17 protein-coding genes and 1 other annotated feature are annotated in these 19,199 nt (G+C 48.8%); of the genes, 1 reads left to right on the forward strand and 16 read right to left on the reverse strand.

Features of this window, described 5'->3' with window-relative positions; translation table 11 throughout:
- Positions 1–113: 113 nt before the first annotated feature.
- The 8 genes from carB to lspA form a co-directional block, all read right to left on the reverse strand.
- Positions 114–3,338 (reverse strand): carbamoyl-phosphate synthase large subunit, encoded by a 3,225-nt coding sequence (gene carB, locus ASG81_RS21310; RefSeq protein ID WP_056638931.1) that lies wholly within the window; start codon positions 3,336–3,338, stop codon positions 114–116.
- Entirely contained in the window at positions 3,325–4,470 is a 1,146-nt protein-coding gene (gene carA / locus ASG81_RS21315) for a glutamine-hydrolyzing carbamoyl-phosphate synthase small subunit (RefSeq protein ID WP_056638936.1), read from the reverse strand. Before carA ends, carB begins: the two co-directional genes overlap by 14 nt.
- Positions 4,471–4,534: 64 nt before the next feature.
- Entirely contained in the window at positions 4,535–5,821 is a 1,287-nt protein-coding gene (locus ASG81_RS21320) for a dihydroorotase (protein ID WP_056638939.1), read from the reverse strand.
- Between the two features lie 43 nt (positions 5,822–5,864).
- Positions 5,865–6,764 (reverse strand): aspartate carbamoyltransferase catalytic subunit, encoded by a 900-nt coding sequence (locus tag ASG81_RS21325; RefSeq protein WP_056638942.1) that lies wholly within the window; start codon positions 6,762–6,764, stop codon positions 5,865–5,867.
- The gene (gene pyrR, locus ASG81_RS21330; RefSeq protein WP_056638945.1) at positions 6,761–7,336 is read right to left on the reverse strand and encodes a bifunctional pyr operon transcriptional regulator/uracil phosphoribosyltransferase PyrR; all 576 of its coding nucleotides are present in this window, start codon (positions 7,334–7,336) and stop codon (positions 6,761–6,763) included. The genes ASG81_RS21325 and pyrR overlap by 4 nt, the downstream gene beginning before the upstream one ends.
- A gap of 339 nt (positions 7,337–7,675) precedes the next feature.
- Complete coding sequence (locus ASG81_RS21335) at positions 7,676–8,911, reverse strand: LL-diaminopimelate aminotransferase (RefSeq protein WP_056638947.1); 1,236 nt, start codon at positions 8,909–8,911, stop codon at positions 7,676–7,678.
- 121 nt (positions 8,912–9,032) lie between these two features.
- On the reverse strand, positions 9,033–9,971 hold the full coding sequence (locus ASG81_RS21340) for an RluA family pseudouridine synthase (protein ID WP_081417486.1): 939 nt from the start codon (positions 9,969–9,971) through the stop codon (positions 9,033–9,035).
- Positions 9,952–10,473 (reverse strand): signal peptidase II, encoded by a 522-nt coding sequence (gene lspA / locus ASG81_RS21345; RefSeq protein ID WP_056638954.1) that lies wholly within the window; start codon positions 10,471–10,473, stop codon positions 9,952–9,954. Before lspA ends, ASG81_RS21340 begins: the two co-directional genes overlap by 20 nt.
- A gap of 234 nt (positions 10,474–10,707) precedes the next feature.
- Between lspA and ASG81_RS21350 the strand changes: the two genes are divergently transcribed.
- Positions 10,708–11,445 carry a TraR/DksA C4-type zinc finger protein gene (locus tag ASG81_RS21350; RefSeq protein ID WP_056638958.1) on the forward strand — a complete coding sequence of 246 codons (738 nt, stop codon included), beginning with the start codon at positions 10,708–10,710 and terminating at the stop codon, positions 11,443–11,445.
- Here the strand turns inward: ASG81_RS21350 and ASG81_RS21355 are convergent, their stop codons facing one another.
- The 8 genes from ASG81_RS21355 to pgeF all read right to left on the reverse strand — a co-directional run bounded on the left by ASG81_RS21355 (position 11,446) and on the right by pgeF (position 19,160).
- Positions 11,446–11,724, reverse strand: a complete 279-nt coding sequence (locus tag ASG81_RS21355; protein ID WP_442952942.1) for a DUF5665 domain-containing protein — start codon at positions 11,722–11,724, stop codon at positions 11,446–11,448.
- Between the two features lie 202 nt (positions 11,725–11,926).
- Positions 11,927–15,025, reverse strand: coding sequence for an isoleucine--tRNA ligase (gene ileS, locus ASG81_RS21360; protein WP_056638964.1), 3,099 nt, complete (start codon positions 15,023–15,025; stop codon positions 11,927–11,929).
- Between the two features lie 47 nt (positions 15,026–15,072).
- Positions 15,073–15,376 (reverse strand) — a binding site (T-box leader).
- Between the two features lie 79 nt (positions 15,377–15,455).
- Positions 15,456–15,953 carry a DivIVA domain-containing protein gene (locus ASG81_RS21365; RefSeq protein ID WP_056638967.1) on the reverse strand — a complete coding sequence of 166 codons (498 nt, stop codon included), beginning with the start codon at positions 15,951–15,953 and terminating at the stop codon, positions 15,456–15,458.
- 96 nt (positions 15,954–16,049) lie between these two features.
- Positions 16,050–16,832 (reverse strand): YlmH family RNA-binding protein, encoded by a 783-nt coding sequence (locus tag ASG81_RS21370; protein WP_056638970.1) that lies wholly within the window; start codon positions 16,830–16,832, stop codon positions 16,050–16,052.
- 14 nt (positions 16,833–16,846) lie between these two features.
- Positions 16,847–17,116: a YggT family protein gene (locus ASG81_RS21375; RefSeq protein WP_056638973.1), complete on the reverse strand. Its 270-nt coding sequence runs from the start codon at positions 17,114–17,116 to the stop codon at positions 16,847–16,849.
- Between the two features lie 10 nt (positions 17,117–17,126).
- Complete coding sequence (locus ASG81_RS21380) at positions 17,127–17,582, reverse strand: cell division protein SepF (RefSeq protein WP_056638976.1); 456 nt, start codon at positions 17,580–17,582, stop codon at positions 17,127–17,129.
- Between the two features lie 3 nt (positions 17,583–17,585).
- Positions 17,586–18,305, reverse strand: a complete 720-nt coding sequence (locus tag ASG81_RS21385; RefSeq protein WP_056638978.1) for a YggS family pyridoxal phosphate-dependent enzyme — start codon at positions 18,303–18,305, stop codon at positions 17,586–17,588.
- Positions 18,306–18,308: 3 nt separating this feature from the next.
- Entirely contained in the window at positions 18,309–19,160 is an 852-nt protein-coding gene (gene pgeF, locus ASG81_RS21390) for a peptidoglycan editing factor PgeF (protein WP_081417487.1), read from the reverse strand.
- Positions 19,161–19,199: the final 39 nt, after the last annotated feature.

Here is a 19,199-nt window from a genome sequence, read left to right on the forward strand (position 1 = left end):
TTTGCATAATAAACGGCCATACGCCCTGCTCCATACTATCATTCGCAAAGCTGAAAGCCTTGTGAATGATAGCGAAGCCATGACGCTGGCCGTACTTTTAAGCTGCAACGAGCCTAATTCTTTTGAAGCAGTACTGGCATGGAGCGCGAGGAGAAGTTTAACGTTTCGAGCATGACGAGCAATGCACGAACAGTATCGAGCGATGTCATACAAACTACGCCATTCTCAACCGCTTCACGACGAATCCGGAAGCCGTCACGCTCTGGTGTTTTACCTTTGGTGAGCGTATTAACGACAAAGTGTGCTTGCCCTTCGCGTACAAGATCCAGAATGTTCGGCGAGCCTTCGCTTAGCTTATTGACCGTCGTAACAATCAAGCCGGCATCCTCAAGAACCTTCGCCGTTCCGCCTGTTGCGATAATTTTGTAGCCTAGATTGAAGAAGCCGCGAAGCAGCTCAGTTGCTTCTTCCTTATCTTTATCCGCTACCGTAGCAATAATGGCGCCTGTTGTCGGAATTTTCATTCCTGCACCGATGAGGCCTTTATACAATGCTTTCGCATACTGCACATCGCGGCCCATAACTTCACCCGTCGATTTCATCTCTGGTGTTAAAGTCGGGTCTACGCGGCGCAGCTTCGCGAAGGAGAACACGGGAACTTTAACCGATACATACTCATCCTCAGGCCACAAGCCTTCCACATAACCAAGCTCAGTAAGCTTCGTACCGAGAATCGCTTTCGTAGCTAAGTTAGCCATTGGAATATTCGTTACTTTACTTAGGAATGGAACTGTACGCGACGAACGCGGATTAACTTCGATTACGTACACTTTTTCTTGGTGAATAACGAACTGGATGTTGCAAAGTCCGATTACATTCAGAGCTTTAGTGATGCTGATCGTAATATCGATGATTTGTTTCTTAATATCATCCGAAAGTGATTGTGGAGGGTATACCGCGATCGAGTCGCCGGAGTGAACCCCTGCGCGTTCTACATGCTCCATAATCCCTGGAATAAGAACCGTTTCGCCATCGCAGATCGCGTCGACCTCTGCTTCTTTTCCAAGCATGTAACGGTCAATCAATACCGGATGTTCCGGGTTGATTTTTACGGCAACCTCCATGTAATTAAGGAGCTCTTCATCCGAATATACGATTTCCATTGCACGGCCGCCAAGTACGTATGATGGACGGACAAGTACGGGATAGCCAAGACCTTGCGCTGTAACAACCGCTTCATCTACAGATATAACGGTCTTACCATCAGGCTGTGCGATGTTCAAGCCGCGGAGCAAGGCTTCGAACTTCTTGCGGTCTTCCGCAGCGTCGATGCTTTCAAGGCTGGAGCCGAGAATGCGAATGCCTGCTTTGGAAAGCGGCGCTGCAAGGTTAATCGCTGTTTGACCGCCAAATTGAACAATGACGCCAATCGGGTTCTCTTGCTCAATAACGTTCATAACATCCTCGAAGAACAACGGTTCAAAGTACAGTCTGTCGGATGTGCTGAAGTCAGTAGATACCGTTTCCGGGTTATTGTTTATAATAACCGCTTCGTAGCCGGCGTTTTGGATCGCCCATACGGCATGAACCGTCGAGTAATCGAACTCGATGCCTTGGCCGATACGAATCGGACCGGAACCAAGTACGAGCACTTTTTGTTTGTCCGTTACTGTAACTTCATTTTCCACTTCATATGTTGAATAGTAATACGGCGTCGACGCTTCAAATTCAGCCGCGCAAGTATCAACCATTTTGTATACCGGTTTCAGGTTAAGCTGATAGCGCAGTGCGCGTACTTCTTCTTCTGTTGTATGACTGCCGTTCGGGAAGCCTTCGCGGCGGATTTCTGCGATCGAACGATCGGAGAAGCCTTTGCGTTTTGCTTCGTACAACGTTTGTTGATTAAGCGTTGACTCGCTGCGCATACGATCTTCGAACGCTACAATCGATTGAATTTTATCAAGGAACCACCAATCGATGTTTGTAATCGTCTGAATATCCTGAAGCTTGTAGCCGCGGCGGAACGCTTCCGCTACAAGGAACATGCGCTCATCATCCGGTTTCGCAAGGCGCGTCTGCAGCACAGCATCATCCAAGGAAGAAGCTTCTTTCAGGTGGATGCGGTGTGCGCCGATTTCGAGCGAGCGAACCGCTTTATGAATCGATTCCTCGAAGGTGCGGCCAATTGCCATAACTTCGCCGGTTGCTTTCATTTGCGTGCCCAGCTTGCGGTTCGCGTTAACGAATTTGTCAAATGGCCAGCGCGGAATTTTCGATACGATATAGTCGAGCGTTGGCTCAAAGCATGCGTATGTTTGTCCCGTAACCGGGTTTACAAGCTCATCCAGTGTATAGCCAATCGCGATTTTCGCAGCCATTTTCGCAATCGGGTAGCCCGTTGCTTTGGATGCAAGTGCCGACGAGCGGCTAACACGCGGATTTACTTCGATAACATAATACTGATAGCTTTGCGGATCAAGCGCGAACTGAACGTTACATCCGCCCTCAATGTTAAGCGCACGAATGATTTTTAAAGACGCCGAGCGCAGCATTTGATATTCACGATCTGACAAAGTTTGGCTAGGTGCAACGACGATGCTATCGCCGGTATGTACGCCAACCGGATCAAAATTTTCCATGTTACAAACGACGATACAGTTGTCGTTTGCATCACGCATAACTTCATATTCAACTTCCTTCATGCCGGCGATCGATTTCTCGATCAAGCACTGGCTGATCGGGCTGTAACGAATACCGGAAGCAACCGTCTCGCGCAGCTCCTCTTCGTTCGCGCAAATACCGCCGCCTGTTCCGCCGAGTGTATAAGCAGGACGAACGATGATTGGATAGCCGATCGTATTAGCAAAGCTGATGGCATCTTCGACAGTCGTTACGATATCGCTATCAGGTACCGGCTGCTCCAGCTCACGCATCAGATCACGGAACAAATCGCGATCCTCCGCTTTCTCAATGGCAGTCAACTGCGTTCCGAGCAGCTTGACGTTCTCGCGTTCAAGAACGCCGGCGCGCGCAAGCTCAACGGCCATATTAAGGCCGGTCTGACCGCCAAGCGTCGGCAGCAATCCGTCCGGACGCTCTTGGCGAATAATTTGGGAGACGAAATCAAGCGTAATAGGCTCGATGTATACTTTGTCGGCCATGTTCGTGTCTGTCATGATGGTAGCCGGGTTACTGTTTATAAGAACAACCTCGTAGCCCTCTTCCTTGAGCGCTTGGCAAGCTTGTGTGCCGGCATAGTCGAATTCGGCCGCTTGTCCGATAACGATCGGACCGGATCCGATCACGAGAATTTTTTTGAGTTCATTATTTTTGGGCATACTGAAGCTCTCCTTTCAACGTCTCCGATAACACAGCTTGACGAGGTTTTTGTGGGTTATTTTTCTTGTGCGTACGGATCATTTGCAGGAACTCATCAAACAAATAGCTGGAATCGTATGGACCAGGAGCCGCTTCCGGGTGATATTGAACCGAGAAAGCCGGGAATGTGTTGTGCTTCAGTCCTTCGATCGTGCGGTCATTGTTATTAATATGCGTAACGGTCAAAGGCGTATTGTTCACAGACTCTTCAAGCACGGTGTAACCATGGTTTTGAGAAGTAATGAAGCAGCGGTTAGTCGCCAATTCTTTAACCGGATGGTTTCCGCCGCGGTGTCCGAATTTCAGCTTTGTCGTTTCAGCTCCGCAAGCTAGCGCGAACAGCTGATGGCCTAGGCAAATGCCGAAGATCGGATAATCGCCGAGCAGCTCGGAAATCATTTTTACCGCGTATGGTACATCCTTCGGATCCCCAGGACCGTTGGACAATTGAATGCCGTCCGGAGCTAATCGACGAATTTCATCTGCAGTTGTATTATGAGGAACAACGACTACATCGCAGCCGCGTTTTGTAAGCTCGCGCAAAATACCGCTTTTTGCACCGAAGTCAACAAGTACGATACGCTCGCCTTCACCAGGGCTTGAAAATAGATTAGGTGTCGAAGTGCGTGCCACTTGATCCGTCATCAGATTCGAGATGTTAAGACGCTCAGCAAGTTCTTCCACGCGCTCGTTGCCTGTCGTGATCAAACCCTTCATCGTACCGTAATTACGCAGCTTGCGGGTAAGCATCCGTGTATCGATATCGCTAATGCCCGGAATGCCGTATTCTTTCAGAAGCTGGCCGAGCGAATACTGAGCGCGCCAGTTGCTTGGAACTTCTTCATGACGACGAACGACGAAGCCGTGAATGAAAGGGCGAACCGCTTCAAAATCATCGCGGTTAATGCCATAGTTACCAATTAACGGATATGTCATCGTAACGATTTGTCCGCAGTAGGACGGATCGGAGAGAACCTCTTGATAGCCTGTAATACCCGTATTAAATACAACCTCGCCCATCATTTGAGCTTCTGCACCGAACGAAAGGCCCGTAAATAACGTACCGTCTTCCAACAATAATCTTGCTTGCATCCGTATCACTCCTCAGGTGTTGATTATTCCCCATATATAGGCTTTATTAAGTAGTTAATCGTTATTATTCTGACCAAACGACAGCGCCGTCTACAATAGTTGCAACTGGCCAGCCGCTAAGCTTCCAGCCGCCGAAAGGCGTATTGCTGCTCTTTGAAGCGAATGCGCCCGGATCAACGGCACGCTCGCTGTTCAAATCCACGATCGTAATATCGGCAGGCGCTCCTTGCTCCAGACGTCCGGTCGGAAGACGGAAGACGCGAGCCGGATCAGCAGTCATGCGCTGCAACAGGAAGCCGAGTGTCCATTGACCGGTTTGAACGAACTTCGTATACAAGAGCGGGAAAGCCGTTTCGAACCCGACGATGCCGAAAGGTGCCAGCTGTACGCCGCGAGCCTTCTCTTCCGCACTGTGCGGTGCATGATCGGTTACGAGCATATCGATCGTTCCATCCTCAAGCGCTTCAATGACCGCTTGAACATCGCGCGGCGTGCGGAGCGGAGGATTCATTTTCCAATTTGCATCATCCAGACCCGGGATATCCTCATCGGACAAAATCAGATGATGCGGGCAAACCTCAGCGGTTACGCGAACACCTATTTGCTTTGCGAGACGAATCAGCCGTACCGATTGCTCTGTGCTCACATGGCATACGTGGTAGTGAACACCTGTCGCTTCCGCAAGCAGCACATCTCTGCCGACATGTATCGCTTCCGATTCATTCGGAATACCCTTTAAGCCATGCTTGCGGGAAAATTCGCCTTCCGATGCCCAAGCGCCTTCAACCAACGAGTCATCCTCGCAGTGTGCAATGATCGGCATATCCATCGATTTCGCAAGCGCCATTGCGTTTTTCATCATTTGGGCGTTTTGAACGCCTACACCGTCATCAGTGAAGCCGATCGCTCCCGCTTCCTTCAGAGAAGCGAAGTCGGTAAGCTCACGTCCGAGCTCATTTTTTGTAATGGACGCGTAAGGGAGTACCTTAACGATACCAACCTGCTCTGCTTTATTCGTAATGTAGCGAACCGTCTCGGCCGTATCTGTTACCGGGCGAGTGTTAGGCATGCAAGCGATCGTTGTGAAGCCGCCCTTTGCAGCCGAACGAGTGCCAGTTGCGATATCTTCTTTATATTCAAACCCCGGATCGCGTAAATGAACGTGCATATCGATAAAGCCTGACGATACTAGCATGCCCCGAGCATCAATAATTTCTGAGCTGCCCGTATCCGGTGTTTGTGCTCCGTCTACGATTGCTTCGATTTTACCGTTTTCGATTCGAATATGCTTGCTTTCTAAGCTGCCCGTAGTTTCGTTCCATACGTTGCCGTTTATAATCCACAATGACATTGTTATTTCAACCTCCGAATTTGTTCGGTCTATGTTACTGCTGTTAGCTAAGTGCCCGCTCAATGACGGCCATTCGAATCGGAACCCCGTTTTCCATTTGCGGAAAAATGCGTGATTGCGGATGCTCAACCAGCTCATCGTCAATTTCTACGTTACGGTTGATTGGTGCAGGGTGCATGATAATCGCATGATTTGCGAGCTTGCTTGCTCGTTCCACCGTTAATCCGTAGTGCTCGCGGTAGCTCTCAGCGGAGCTCAGCATGCCGCTCTCATGACGCTCGAGCTGTACGCGCAGCATCATAACAACATCTGACTTTAAAGCTTCATCTATAGTTACATAAGATACATCCAGCTCCGATGCCTGCATGTTCGGCGGCGAACAGAATTTCACGTTGACACCGAATTTTTGCAGCGCCCACAGGTTCGATCTCGCAACGCGGCTGTGCAGCACATCCCCGACAACCGAGACAGTCAAACCTTTGAGTTGTCCAAAATGCTTGCGCATCGTATACATATCGAGAAGCGCTTGAGTTGGGTGCTCATTGTTGCCGTCTCCGGCGTTAACTAGCGGCACCTTGATTTTCGTTGCCAGCTCGGCAAGAACGCCGATCGGCTTCAGACGAATGATCCCAACGTCGATTCCCATCGATTCGAGTGTACGAACCGTATCGTAAATCGATTCGCCCTTCTGTACGCTAGATACTGCGGCCGAGAAGTTTAACACCTCTGTTCCCAGCCGTTTCTCTGCCACCTCGAAGGAAAAGCGCGTTCTCGTGCTATTTTCGAAAAACATATTGGCTGCAAATTTGCCTTGCATCGCTGTATGAACCTTGGTTGAATGATTTTCCCAATAAGCAGCGCGGTCGAGAATCGATTCGATCTCTTCTTTGCTTAGTTCTTTTAATCCGAGCAAACTCCGTTGTTTCAGCTTTGTCATCGTCATCCAGCCTGCCCCCTCTGGTTAATAATTGTAACTTGATCGATTTGGTCGATTTCGGTAAGAGCCACTTCAATTTGCTCCTGCTTCGAGGTTGGCACATTCTTGCCGACAAAATCAGGTCGGATAGGCAGTTCACGATGTCCTCTGTCTACAAGCACCGCGAGCTGTATGCTTTGAGGCCGCCCGCAATCCATGAGCGCATCCATAGCCGCTCGAATAGTGCGTCCCGTATACAGCACATCATCGAACAAAATAACCCGTTTGTCCTCCACCGTGAAGGGTACGCCGTCCGTGTCGCCAATTGCGGCTGCTACCTCCATGTCCGATGAGATGCCGGCCTTGCGGTCATCGCGGTAGGGTGTGATGTCAAGCTCGCTTACGACTATTGGCTTGCCTTCAATTTCCCCGATGCGTTCCGCTATCCGGCGGGCTAAGTATATGCCCCGCGTCCGAATGCCGACGATCACGCAATTATCAATGCCCTTGTTCTTCTCCACGATTTCGTGAGCAATTCGCGTTAATGCCCGGCGAATCGCCGTTTCATCCATGATGACCAAATGCTCTTCTTCCGTCATTTCCGCTCACTCCTTCCATAATCGTCCAAATACCAAGTTGCGACAAAAAAAGCTCCTTGCATAAATCGCAAGGAGCTTGTGAAAAGTCATGAAGAGATAGGGTACATGCCATCGCGGCTTTCGTCACAGAAAGCCGCGCATTTGGATGTCCTATTCTTCTCTTCTATTGACCTGTATTTCACGCTACCTTGCCAGCCTCTCGGGACTGAGTTAAAGGTACTGCTGTATATCATAGGAATTATCCCACGTTCGACAAAAGATGTCAAGTAAAAACGAATTTTTCCGCTTGTACGTAGTGTGGGCCAATTCCGATTAGCTATACAAGGATAGCGATGGTTACTACAGGCTAAGCTTACGGATTCTTTCTACTGCTTTTTCTGTATTTTCGCGGCTGCCGAATGCTGTCAGGCGGAAATAGCCTTGACCGCTTTGACCGAAGCCAACGCCTGGTGTACCCACGATGTTCGCTTCCGTAAGAAGCTTATCAAAGAAGGACCAGGAATCCATGCCATTCGGTGTTTTCAGCCAAATATAAGGAGCGTTAACGCCGCCGAATACTTCTAGACCAATGGATGCAAGACCATCACGGATAATTGCAGCATTCGTCATATAATAATCAACCAAAGATTTGATTTGTTCTTTGCCTTCTGCCGAGTAAATAGCAGCTGCGCCGCGCTGTGTTACGTATGATACGCCATTAAATTTCGTCGTGTGGCGGCGATTCCACAAATCGTTGATCAACACTTCGTTACCGGAAGCATCCAAACCTTTCAGCTCGCGCGGTACGACCGTGTAAGCACAGCGCACGCCCGTGAAGCCAGCCGTTTTGGAAAAGCTGCGGAATTCGATCGCTACTTCGCGCGCGCCTTCGATTTCGTAAATGCTGTGCGGAACATCCTCTTCCTGAATGAAAGCTTCGTATGCTGAATCGTACAGGATGATGCAGTTATTTGCTTTCGCATAGTCAACCCATACTTTAAGCTCTTCCTTCGTCAGCGTCATGCCTGTCGGGTTGTTCGGGTAGCACAAGTAAATGATATCGACTTTGCGGTCCGGCAGGCTTGGCTTGAAGTTGTTTTCAGCTGTGCACTCCAAATAGGCAATACTTTCATAACGCTTCGTTTCTTGGTTGTATTTGCCTGAGCGTCCAGCCATGACGTTCGTGTCCACGTATACCGGATATACAGGATCCTGAACGGCAACAATGCTGTTCTCGCTGAAAATCTCTTGAATGTTGCCGACATCGCATTTCGAGCCATCGCTTACGAACACTTCGTTAGAAGCGATATCGATACCGCGGGCTTTATAGTCATTTTCAATAATCGCGTTAATAAGGAAATCGTATCCTTGCTCTGGACCGTAACCGCGGAATGAACCTGGAGCCGCAAGCTCGTCTACAGCGCTGTGCATAGCTTTTAGAACCGCATCAGGCAAGCCGCGAGTAACGTCGCCGATACCTAAGCTGATGATTTCGGCGTTAGGATTTTCTTGGATAAATTTCGTACGGCGTTTTGCAATTTCAGAAAACAAGTAGCTGCCTTGCAGCTCCAAATAATTTTGATTAATGGATGTCATTTAGTTTTCACCTATCCTTATTTTATCATTTGATTCCGTTGTTACTGTTTAGAATAACTCACTTCTCAGCTCGAAATAATGAATAATGTGGTCAAAAGTTTGCACTTTTGCACGTTACGCATTACCTTGACCGCAAGCTGCTCAATACATATTCAAAATCGGCCGGCAATGGCATTTCGAACTCAAGCCGCTCACCGCTGCGCGGATGCGTAAAGCCGAGCAGCGCCGCATGCAGGGCTTGTCCCTTTAATGCAACCGTCTTATTGCGGCCGTAGACCGGATCACCGGCAAGCGGATGTCCGATATATTTCATATGCACGCGGATTTGATGGGTTCGTCCTGTTTCGAGCTGAAGCTCGACGACGGTATAGTCCCCCAAACGCTCCAGCACATGAAAATGGGTTACCGCATGTCTGCTGTTGCGATCTGTCACTGCAAACAGCTTCCGATCGTTCAAATCACGACCGATCGGCGCATCAATAGTCCCTTGTTCATGCGGCAAATTGCCATGCACAAGCGCGATATATTTACGAGTTACCGTGTGCTCCTTCAGCTGCTCTGCAAGTGAAATGTGAGCAAGGTCATTTTTGGCCGCCATCAGCAGCCCTGTCGTATCTTTATCGATACGGTGGACAATGCCCGGACGAATCAAGCCGTTTATGCCGGACAAATCCTTACAGTGATACATAAGCGCATTAACAAGCGTGCCGGACGAATGTCCGGGTGCTGGATGAACGACCATGCCGCGCTTTTTGTTGATGACAATCAGATCCTTATCCTCATATATAACCTCTAGAGGGATATTCTCAGGTACGATTGCGGCTTCCTCCGGCTCAGGAATTTGAAGTACGACGCGGTTGCCCTCTAATACCTTCACGTTTGCTTTTGCAATCTTTCCATCTACCTGAACGGCACCGGCTTTAATCCATTCCTGTACTTGCGTTCTCGATACGGCCGGATCATCTAGGCTGTCTGTTACAAACTTATCTACCCGCTCACCGGATTGCTCCGCTTCAGCGATCCATTCCAACGGCTCTTCATTATATAGGCTGCTGCTCATGATTGTTATTATCCTTGTCCTCTCCATTTTGCAAATGTTTCTTGTCGTCCTTAGCAGACAACAGGGTGTCGATTAAAATTAATGCTACGCCGCAGACGATAGCCGAATCCGCCACGTTAAAAATCGGAAACTCATAGCTGCCGAAATTGAATTGCAGGAAGTCAACAACCTCGCCGTACCGTGCGCGGTCCAGAAAGTTCCCAATCGCTCCTCCAAGCACAAGTCCGAGCCCGATAAGCAGCCACGCCTTGGCAGATTTACGCACCGCCTGTATGTACCAAATAATGCCCGTTACAATGACGATCGTAATGATGATGAAAAACAGCCGTTGCTCCTGCAGGATGCCGAAAGCGGCACCACGATTCCGATGCGAGGTAATGAGAAAAAAATTACCGATTACGCTAATTTGATCCCCGATGTTTAATTTTGTTTCAATCATTTTCTTTGTTACAAAATCAAGGATAAACACGAATAGGGCTACCCAGTAATAATAAAAACGCATCTAAAATCACTCCTATTTTTTTGTGAAGCAATGTTTCCATTCAAAAACGCTCTAACGCCGGCAAAGGTACCCAACCGCTTAAGCCCTTTTTAAATTCCAATCAATTGTAGCATACCGAGCTAAACGAGAGCCAGTATCTGACACTTGTTCTTCCATTGAAGACCATACTTAAAATCCGTCTTTCGGCAAAAGCTAATACAGTAATTATGTTCCCTGCTAAGGAGGGTGCTCAAAATGACAAGCCCAACAAACGCTCAATTAAAGCTGCTGCAAGGCAGATTATTAGATGAGCAGCGCGAGATCGAACACCGGCTCGCAGAAAATGATCATTACGGCCTTTCACATTCCCTTCGCGATGATACCGGCGAGCTATCGACAATCGACAACCATCCGGGCGACACCGCAAGTGAGCTTTATGAACGTGAAAAGGATGTAGCCCTGCTTGAGCAGGAGGATCTGCATTTAAACCGCATCGATGCGGCGCTGGATGCGATGGCCAAAGGTACGTACGGCATATGTGTGATGTGCAACGAACCGATACCTTTTGAGCGGCTGGATGCCGTTCCGGATACGCTTCATTGCATCGAACATGCGCCAAGGAAGGAATTGTCACACCGCAGACCTGTTGAAGAATTAGTGCTCGCTCCTCCGTTTGGCCGTACAAGCATGGACGAACATGACTCCTCAAACGGCTTTGACGGCGAAGATGCATGGCAAATTGTCGAGTCATGGGGCAATGCGGATTCTCCTGCGTTTTCGGAAAACCGTGATGTCACCGATTATGAACAAGTCGGTATCGATGCTTATGAGAACGACGGCTTCGTGGAGCCACTTGAGAGCTTTCTTGCAACTGACATTACCGGCCGACATGTCTCCGTCGTCCGCAACCGTGAGTACAGGCATTACATGCAAACCGGTGAAGGAGATCATAGCCTTGAAAGCGATGAGCCGGATGAAAATGAATATGGATAATCAATACGTTTTTCCTTCGAGCTGTATTTGTACAATTCGAACGATGTCCGCGATATAGTCGCCGATAATCGGCAGGTTCAAGGCGCCTAATATTCGCAGCACATAAAGAATGGTGGCAGCAAAAAAAGTGAAGCCGATCGCGATTCCGACACCTCTCGCCGTACCGGCAAGCAGGTTTTTCCAAATCAGCGTTCTTGGTCGGTTCAGCAGATCCACATAGTCTGCCATCTGCGAGCGCTCCATATCGGCGGCAATCCCCTGAAGGCGCTTATCAAGCATGCTTAACGAAGTTTGTAGCTCGCTCAAATTTTTCGGCTGTTCCGGGTTATTTGTTTTCATACGAGTATCCCCTTTGTCAAACAATAAAACGAGGCCTTACCTCCCAGCTCATACAGGTATGCGACTATTTTCGTCGCTTACTGCAGCAGCCGGTAGGCGACGGCCTCGTTTTTCGCTTGTTATTTTCCTTTATACTATATCCTTATCCGCGGATGAAAATCCCTATTACCTTTTCACCGAGCGTAACTCTTTCCATCTCAGGTGTTTCATCATAGGAAACGGTCTGTACAAGCACATTTTCGTAAAGCACTTCTTCGAACGCTTCAAGCGCCGCTTTAAGCTCGCTGTCAACATCCAGCACGAGATCAATCCGTTTCTCGATCGGAAGATCCAGCTTTTTACGCGTATCCTGAACGGCACGAATAACTTCGCGCACCCAGCCCTCTTGCTCCAGCTCAGGCGTAATATCCGTATTTAGCGCAACGGTAACGCCATTACCTGATGCAGATGCGAAGCCTGACTTTGCCTGCTTCTCAACCAATAGCTCATCGATTGCGATCGTTAGCTGCTCGCCCTCAGCGCTTGTGAATCTGAAGCTTCCGCCGTTTACGACGCTGCGGGTTTGATCGGCATTCAAGCCTTTCAGCTGCGCTTGGATCGGTCCAACGTTTATACCATATTTTTTGCCGGCAACCTTAAGATTCAGCTTCAGTGTAAAATCAACAAAGCCGCTGTCGGAGTTTTGTACCGTGATCGCTTTAACGTTAATTTCATCCTTCACGATTTCCTCGTAGTCTGCAACGTTAAAATCACGGTCCAGCGATACGATCAGCTCCGATAAAGGCTGACGCGTCTTAATGCCCGTCTCGTTCCGAACGTTGCGCGCAAGCTCAACGATCTGCTTCGCGCTTTCCATATCGCGCTCAAGTGTTTCATCGATTGCTGCTTCGTCCGCTTTCGGATAGTCAGCCAAATGCACGCTGCCCGCTCCGCCCAGGTTTCCGTACACATCCTCAGCAAGCAACGGCGCATAAGGCGCAATCAAACGAGAGAGTGTCAGCAATACGCTGCGCAGCGTTTGGTATGCGGCTATTTTATCGTCCGTTAGCCCGCTTCCCCAGAAGCGGTCGCGTGAACGGCGGATATACCAGTTGCTTAGCTCGTCAACGAATGTCTCGATCGATTTGGCAGGATTAAGGAAGTCATTAACCTCAAGCCCTTTGTTCACCGCATTGATCAAGCTGTTCAAGCGGGAAATGATCCAGCGATCCAGCTTATTGTCCGACTTGATCTCCGCATGGGCAGAATAATCAAAGCCGTCAATCGAAGCATACAATGCGAAAAACGCGTGAGTATTTACAATCGTATCGATTACCTTCGATTTCGCCTCGCCTACGATGCCGCGCGAAAATCTCTTACTGTTCCACGGCGCGCTATCTGCCAGCAATGCCCAGCGGAACGCATCCGTTCCATATTCATTGATGATTTCCCAGGGATCAATAACATTCCCCTTCGACTTGGACATCTTCTGGCCGTTCTCATCCAAAATATGTCCGGTCGAGATAACCGCTTTGTAAGGTGCTTTACCGTTGTAAAGCGTTGATACCGCCAGCAAGCTGTAGAACCAGCCGCGGGTTTGGTCAATGCCCTCGCAGATGATGTCTGCAGGATATTGCTCAGCGAATTGCTGCTCATTCTCAAACGGGTGATGCTGCTGTGCGAACGGCATCGAGCCGCTGTCGAACCAGACATCGATAACCTCGGACGTACGCGTCATTTCGGCGCCTTCGGCAAATGGCGATTTAAGCTTGATTTCATCTACATACGGCTTGTGAAGCTCGATATCCTCCGGCACATCGCCGATTGCCATTGCTCGCAAGTCAGCAATGCTGCTTGGCGAATATTCCTTGCCCGTCACTTCGCAAACCCAGACGTTTAGCGGAGTACCCCAGTAGCGGTTACGGCTGATGTTCCAGTCCACCAAATCTTCCAAAAACTTGCCGAAGCGGCCTTCGCGGATATGACCAGGGTACCAGTCTACGCTGTTGTTATTTGCGATCAGCTGATCCTTCACTGCCGTTGTCTTGATAAACCAGCTTTCCATTGCATAATAGATCAAAGGCGTTTTGCAGCGCCAGCAGAATGGATAGCTATGCTCATAGCGTTCCTTCGTGTAAAGCAGGCCGCGTTCGCTTAAGTTTTTGACGATATCAATATCAAGCTCGCTGTCTTTCACGAACCGGCCCGCAAAGTCTGTCACCTCTGCAACGTAGCGACCCGCCAAATCAACGACGCTCAGCATGCTGATTCCATTCTCGCGCGATACTCTGTAGTCGTCCTCGCCATGTGCCGGCGCGATGTGTACGATACCTGTACCGCTTGTGTCGCTGACGAAATCGCCTGCTATGACGATATGACCTTTCTCAAGAGCAACGTATTTGAATGGCGGCTCATAGCTAAGACCAACCAGCTCGGCCCCCTTCAATACAGATAAAACCTCATATCCGTCCTTCAGGACACTCTCCGCCAAATTTTGGGCAACGATGTATACTTCGCCATTCTTAGAGGCGCGAATATAATCAAGCTCAGGGTTTACGGCTAGTGCCACGTTTGCTGGCAAGGTCCATGGCGTTGTCGTCCAAGCCAGAATGAATTCTCCTGTTTTTGCAAGCTTAAACTTCGCCGTCGCGCTAAGATCCTTCACATCCTCATAGCCCTGTGCGACTTCATGCGAGCTGAGCGTCGTTTGGCAATCCGGGCAATAAGGGCTTACACGATGTCCGCGGTACAGCAGACCTTTACCGTGAATCGTCGATAAAATATGCCATACGCTCTCAATGTATTCATTTTTCAGCGTGATGTACGGATTGTCTAGATCAGTCCAATAAGCGATCGCTTCTGTAAGCTCGCGCCATTGCTTCTCGTACTCAAATACGCTGTCCTTGCATTTTTTCACGAATTTCTCAACGCCGTAATCCTCGATCTCCTGCTTGCCGGAAATCCCAAGCTGCTTCTCCACCCCAAGCTCAACCGGAAGTCCGTGTGTATCCCAGCCCGCTTTTCGGATTACGCGGTAGCCCGCCATCGTTTTGTAACGGCAAATAAAGTCTTTGATTACACGGCCAAGAACATGGCCGATATGCGGCGCTCCATTAGCAGTCGGGGGCCCTTCATAAAATACAAAATTAGGCTTGCCTTCCCGGTTAGTAATCGATTTTTTAAAGGTCTCATCTGTCTTCCATTGCTCCAGCACACGCAGCTCGCGGCTGCGGGCACGTTCCTTAACATCTACGCGTTGCATCGTTCCTGCCTCCTATTATTGAACAAAAATAAAGCCTCATCCCTATGAGAAGGGACGAGGCTTAGTCGCGTTACCACCCTTGTTCCGCATATGCTTCTAAACCATCCAGAAACATGTGGATGAAAGCCATCAGCTCGATTGAACTGCGCTTCATGCGGCACCTTAGTCGCGAACGATCGTTCGCGTTCCCTGTAACGGGGGACAGCCGTCAGCACTTATTGCCGCTCTCGCAGGTTCGGCGCCGCTTCTCAGAGAGGATATTCCGCAATGGCTCACTCACCGGGCTTTCAGCTGCCGCCGGCTCTCTGAGGAATGAACCTAGAACGTACTCGTTCTCATCAACGAAGTTTAGATCATCAATTAATTACTATTAGTTATAGCGTAATAACAGGCTAAATGTCAAATGTCAATGCGCCTATTTATCAAAAGACTAGCCGCGCGTCAATTCATGCTCGGATTGTCTTACCTTCGGCTCCAGCGTATCCCAGCCATCGACGGTGAGCAGCTCAAGCTGAGCTTCTACAAGCGTACGGAAACGGGCACGGTAGACTGAAGCTTGCTTCTTAAGCTCTTCGACCTCAAGAGAAACCTTGCGAGATTTTGCGAGCGAATCATTAATGATGCGATCGGCGTTTTTCTCCGATTCCTTAATGATCAGCTGAGCTTCCTTCTTCGCATTGCTTCTTACCTCGTCCGCAGCTTCCTGCGCTACAATAATCGTTTTGCTAAGCGTTTCTTCGATATTAGTAAAATGATTCAATCTTTCCTGTAAGCCAAGAATCTGATTTTGCAGCTCTTTATTTTCACGAATGAGCGATTCATAGTCTTTGATGACCTGATCAAGAAATTCGTTGACTTCATCCTCATCATAGCCACGTAATCTCCGGCCAAACTCTTTGTTATGTATGTCCAATGGCGATAACGGCATTGGCGCACCTCCTCATCGTATTTGTGGCTCTGGCAACCGGATTACATTATTTGATGTGAACACTTTCGACAACCGCAGGTAAATTCCTGCAATCGTTTAAATAAATTTGCCAATCTTGACGCGGATTCTGCCTTTTTTTGTCATACCATCGACCTCTAGCACTTTAAAACGGCCAAGACCCTTGATGGAGACAACATCACCCTCCCGGAGCTGCTCGGAAGGATCCTCCTCCGATTTCCAGTTCACTCTGCACCTTCCAGCTCGAATCGGGTCAACGATTTTGGTTCTGCTAATCCGATAGGCATCGCTTGCAATCCCGTCGAGGCGCATGGAAGCGACCGACAAGTTCATTTCCTCAAGCTTCGGCACGACGGTCTGCAGTTCAGATAGAGGAATAACGTCCGTAAGAACATTAATTCGATGAACCTGTCTCAAATGTATATTTAAATAATCGGCAATTTCATCCATAACGATAATATGGCAAAAATGTTCATGTACATGTATGTCACCAATTCGGTCGCGCTTAATTCCTAGTCCGAGCAAAGCGCCCAAAAAATCACCATGATCAAGCTCGAGCTGAGCTTGTCCAGGTCCACTTACCGCAAGCACTGAAATACCAACCGGCTCGTCGTCCAAGCTGCGGTAATCCGGACCAATAATGGCCCGCTTCCGTTCAGCCTGTTCATATCCGCCTTCCAAGTGAACGTTAACGTCTGGATTCCGATTGGCTAAAATCGTCAAAATTTGTGCTTGTCTAGGGTCTAAAAAATCGGTCCGCTTCAGCTCATGCTGCTGTGCGGACCGCTCTATCCATTCCTCCGCCCGATCTACGAAAGCTTTCTCATCAGGGTGGAAATGATCATATATACCTTGTTTCATACGATCTCATTCCTTTAATTAATAAAAAATCCGATAACCGCAATCAAGCCGTATGCTACAAATTGCAGCGCGAATACAGCAAGTATCGGAGATAGGTCAAGCATGCCTCCGATTGGCGGAATAAATTTTCTGAAAATCCCTAAGTATGGCTCTACCAGCTTCCCAAGAAAGACGCCAATAAAGCTTTCACGAGCATTGGGCAGCCAAGATAGCAGTACATAACCAATAATCATGAATGTGTAAATCTTTTGGACCAGCATCACAATGCCATAAATTTCATCCATTAACCCAAGGTCACCTCATTTTGTTGTAGTCGTTCTCCTCCGCCAGCATTTCCGTTATAGCGCCTTGAATTTCAACTGAATCCGGCGTACAAAGAAAAATATTTGGACCAAGCTTAGAGATGCTCCCATTTAAAGCGTACACTGTACCGCTTAGGAAATCAACAATACGAACTGCAAGATCGTTGCGGACGCGTTGCAAATTAACGATGACGGCGCGGCGCGAACGCAAATGGTCGGCAATTTCTTGCGCTTCATCATAAGAACGTGGCTCACTAAGCACAACACGGACATTTTTCTGCGAGTGCGAGTGAATGCTGACGACATTATTGCTCTTTGTGTTTTTACGTGCCTCAAAGGGAGAGGTTTCAGCTTCTTGTTCTTCTTGATGTACTACACGTTCCTTCTCCACAACTTCTTCTTCATCCTGCAAGCCAAGAAAGCTCATAAAGCGGTTCATGACACTCATCCATTATTCCTCCTCTTTCCCTACTAATATCGTACCAAGGCGAATCCATGTCGCTCCTTCTTCGATCGCTACGTCAAAATCATTCGACATGCCCATAGATAAATGGGTGATGGTGTGTGGATGTGCAGGGCGCTGCTGCAATTCATCGCGCAGCTCGCGCAAAGCTCTAAAGACCGTTCTTGTTTGCTCCGGTTCCGCTTCATACGGAGCCATTGTCATTAAGCCGATTGGCTTTATCGACGTGAACCGCTTAAGCTGCTCCACAAATGGAAATAGCTGCTCCGGTTCAAGGCCTTGCTTGGAATCTTCTCCAGAGACGTTAACTTGAATGAAGCAAGGAACAACAATGCCAAGCTGAGAAGCCCGCTTATCAATTGCCTCGGCAAGCGACAGCCTGTCCAACGAATGCATGTATGTAAATTTCCCGATGACGTCCTTCACCTTATTCGTTTGCAACGAACCGATGAAATGCCAGATAGGCTGTTCGTCTGTTTCTTGAACAATGCTCCCGCTTATCGCTTCCCATTTCGCCTGCGCGACCTGCCAGCGGTTTTCACCAAGATGACGCAAGCCCTTCTCGAAGACAGCCTTGGTCGTGTCCAAAGATACATATTTAGTAACCGCGATGATTTGAATTTCATTCCTGCTGCGTCCTGAACGCTCGCAGGCGTTCTTAATTCTCTCTTCTACGAGCTGTATTCGCTCCTCTAATGTAGATGCCATGCTTCACCTCTCCCGAATCCCGATCCAACTGGCCATCCGGCCGGTTAAGCCACCTTCTTTGCGATGGGAAAAAAACAGATCCCGCCTGCATCCTGTGCAATACTCTGTTAATTCGATACGGATCGGCAAAATTCCTGCTTTTATCATAATCTGTCGGTTTATTTCTTTCAAGTCTAAGTTCGCTTTGCCGTTATCGGATAGCTTAAGCATCGGTTCAGCCGCTTCACCCTGTAAACCAAGCCCCGCCAAAAGCTGCTGTACTTGGTTTATTACCGGACCGTCAACCTCATAGCAGCAGCCGCCGATGGAGGGTCCTATCGCTGCGAGAAGCGCTTGAGGCTCCGATCCATAGGCGTTTATCATAGCCTGTATCGTTTCTGCGGCAATTTGCTGAACCGTTCCCTTCCAACCCGCATGCGCAAGCGCAATGGCGTCATGCTCAGGATCGTAGAAGTACAGCGGTACGCAATCGGCGTAAAAGGAAGCTAAAAGCACGCCAGGCACATCTGTCATAATCGCGTCACAGTCCTTCAATACATCTGTAAGTGAGGCTCTGCCCTTGCCTCTGTCAGTCTCCGTAACTTGATACACGCTGTTCCCGTGCACCTGCTCGGCGCAGGTCCATGCTTCAAAGGGCCAATCGACTGCATCTGCCAATAATCGCCGGTTCGCAATAACCGATTCATCAAGATCGCCGACATGCAGTCCCATATTTAATGATGCCCAAGGGGCAGCGCTGACGCCGCCGTCCCGTCCAGTAAACCCAGACGTCAACCGCTCATGCCGGGCATTCCATTCGGATAACAAAAAAAGCGAAGGTCCCTTCGCTGATTGTAAGTATTCAAAAGCTTCCATTTGCATTCACCTCTATTTAAAGGTTTGCGGAGCAAACCG

Origin of the sequence: Paenibacillus sp. Soil522, from assembly GCF_001428245.1 — a bacterium.
Classification (GTDB): domain Bacteria; phylum Bacillota; class Bacilli; order Paenibacillales; family Paenibacillaceae; genus Pristimantibacillus.

Bases quoted from the DNA above. Each gene is read 5' to 3' on its own strand.
- ASG81_RS21375 (WP_056638973.1), bottom strand. From the start codon at position 17,116: ATGGATGAAATTTATGGCATTGTGATGCTGGTCCAAAAGATTTACACA.
- pgeF (WP_081417487.1), bottom strand. From the start codon at position 19,160: ATGGAAGCTTTTGAATACTTACAATCAGCGAAGGGACCTTCGCTTTTT.
- pyrR (WP_056638945.1), bottom strand. From the start codon at position 7,336: ATGACGGAAGAAGAGCATTTGGTCATCATGGATGAAACGGCGATTCGC.
- ASG81_RS21335 (WP_056638947.1), bottom strand. From the start codon at position 8,911: ATGACATCCATTAATCAAAATTATTTGGAGCTGCAAGGCAGCTACTTG.
- lspA (WP_056638954.1), bottom strand. From the start codon at position 10,473: ATGCGTTTTTATTATTACTGGGTAGCCCTATTCGTGTTTATCCTTGAT.
- ASG81_RS21355 (WP_442952942.1), bottom strand. From the start codon at position 11,724: ATGCTTGATAAGCGCCTTCAGGGGATTGCCGCCGATATGGAGCGCTCG.
- ASG81_RS21370 (WP_056638970.1), bottom strand. From the start codon at position 16,832: ATGAAACAAGGTATATATGATCATTTCCACCCTGATGAGAAAGCTTTC.
- ASG81_RS21350 (WP_056638958.1), top strand. From the start codon at position 10,708: ATGACAAGCCCAACAAACGCTCAATTAAAGCTGCTGCAAGGCAGATTA.
- ASG81_RS21325 (WP_056638942.1), bottom strand. From the start codon at position 6,764: ATGACGATGACAAAGCTGAAACAACGGAGTTTGCTCGGATTAAAAGAA.
- ASG81_RS21320 (WP_056638939.1), bottom strand. From the start codon at position 5,821: ATGTCATTGTGGATTATAAACGGCAACGTATGGAACGAAACTACGGGC.
- carA (WP_056638936.1), bottom strand. From the start codon at position 4,470: ATGCAAGCAAGATTATTGTTGGAAGACGGTACGTTATTTACGGGCCTT.
- carB (WP_056638931.1), bottom strand. From the start codon at position 3,338: ATGCCCAAAAATAATGAACTCAAAAAAATTCTCGTGATCGGATCCGGT.
- ASG81_RS21380 (WP_056638976.1), bottom strand. From the start codon at position 17,582: ATGAGTGTCATGAACCGCTTTATGAGCTTTCTTGGCTTGCAGGATGAA.
- ASG81_RS21385 (WP_056638978.1), bottom strand. From the start codon at position 18,305: ATGGCATCTACATTAGAGGAGCGAATACAGCTCGTAGAAGAGAGAATT.
- ASG81_RS21340 (WP_081417486.1), bottom strand. From the start codon at position 9,971: ATGAGCAGCAGCCTATATAATGAAGAGCCGTTGGAATGGATCGCTGAA.
- ileS (WP_056638964.1), bottom strand. From the start codon at position 15,025: ATGCAACGCGTAGATGTTAAGGAACGTGCCCGCAGCCGCGAGCTGCGT.
- ASG81_RS21365 (WP_056638967.1), bottom strand. From the start codon at position 15,953: ATGCCGTTATCGCCATTGGACATACATAACAAAGAGTTTGGCCGGAGA.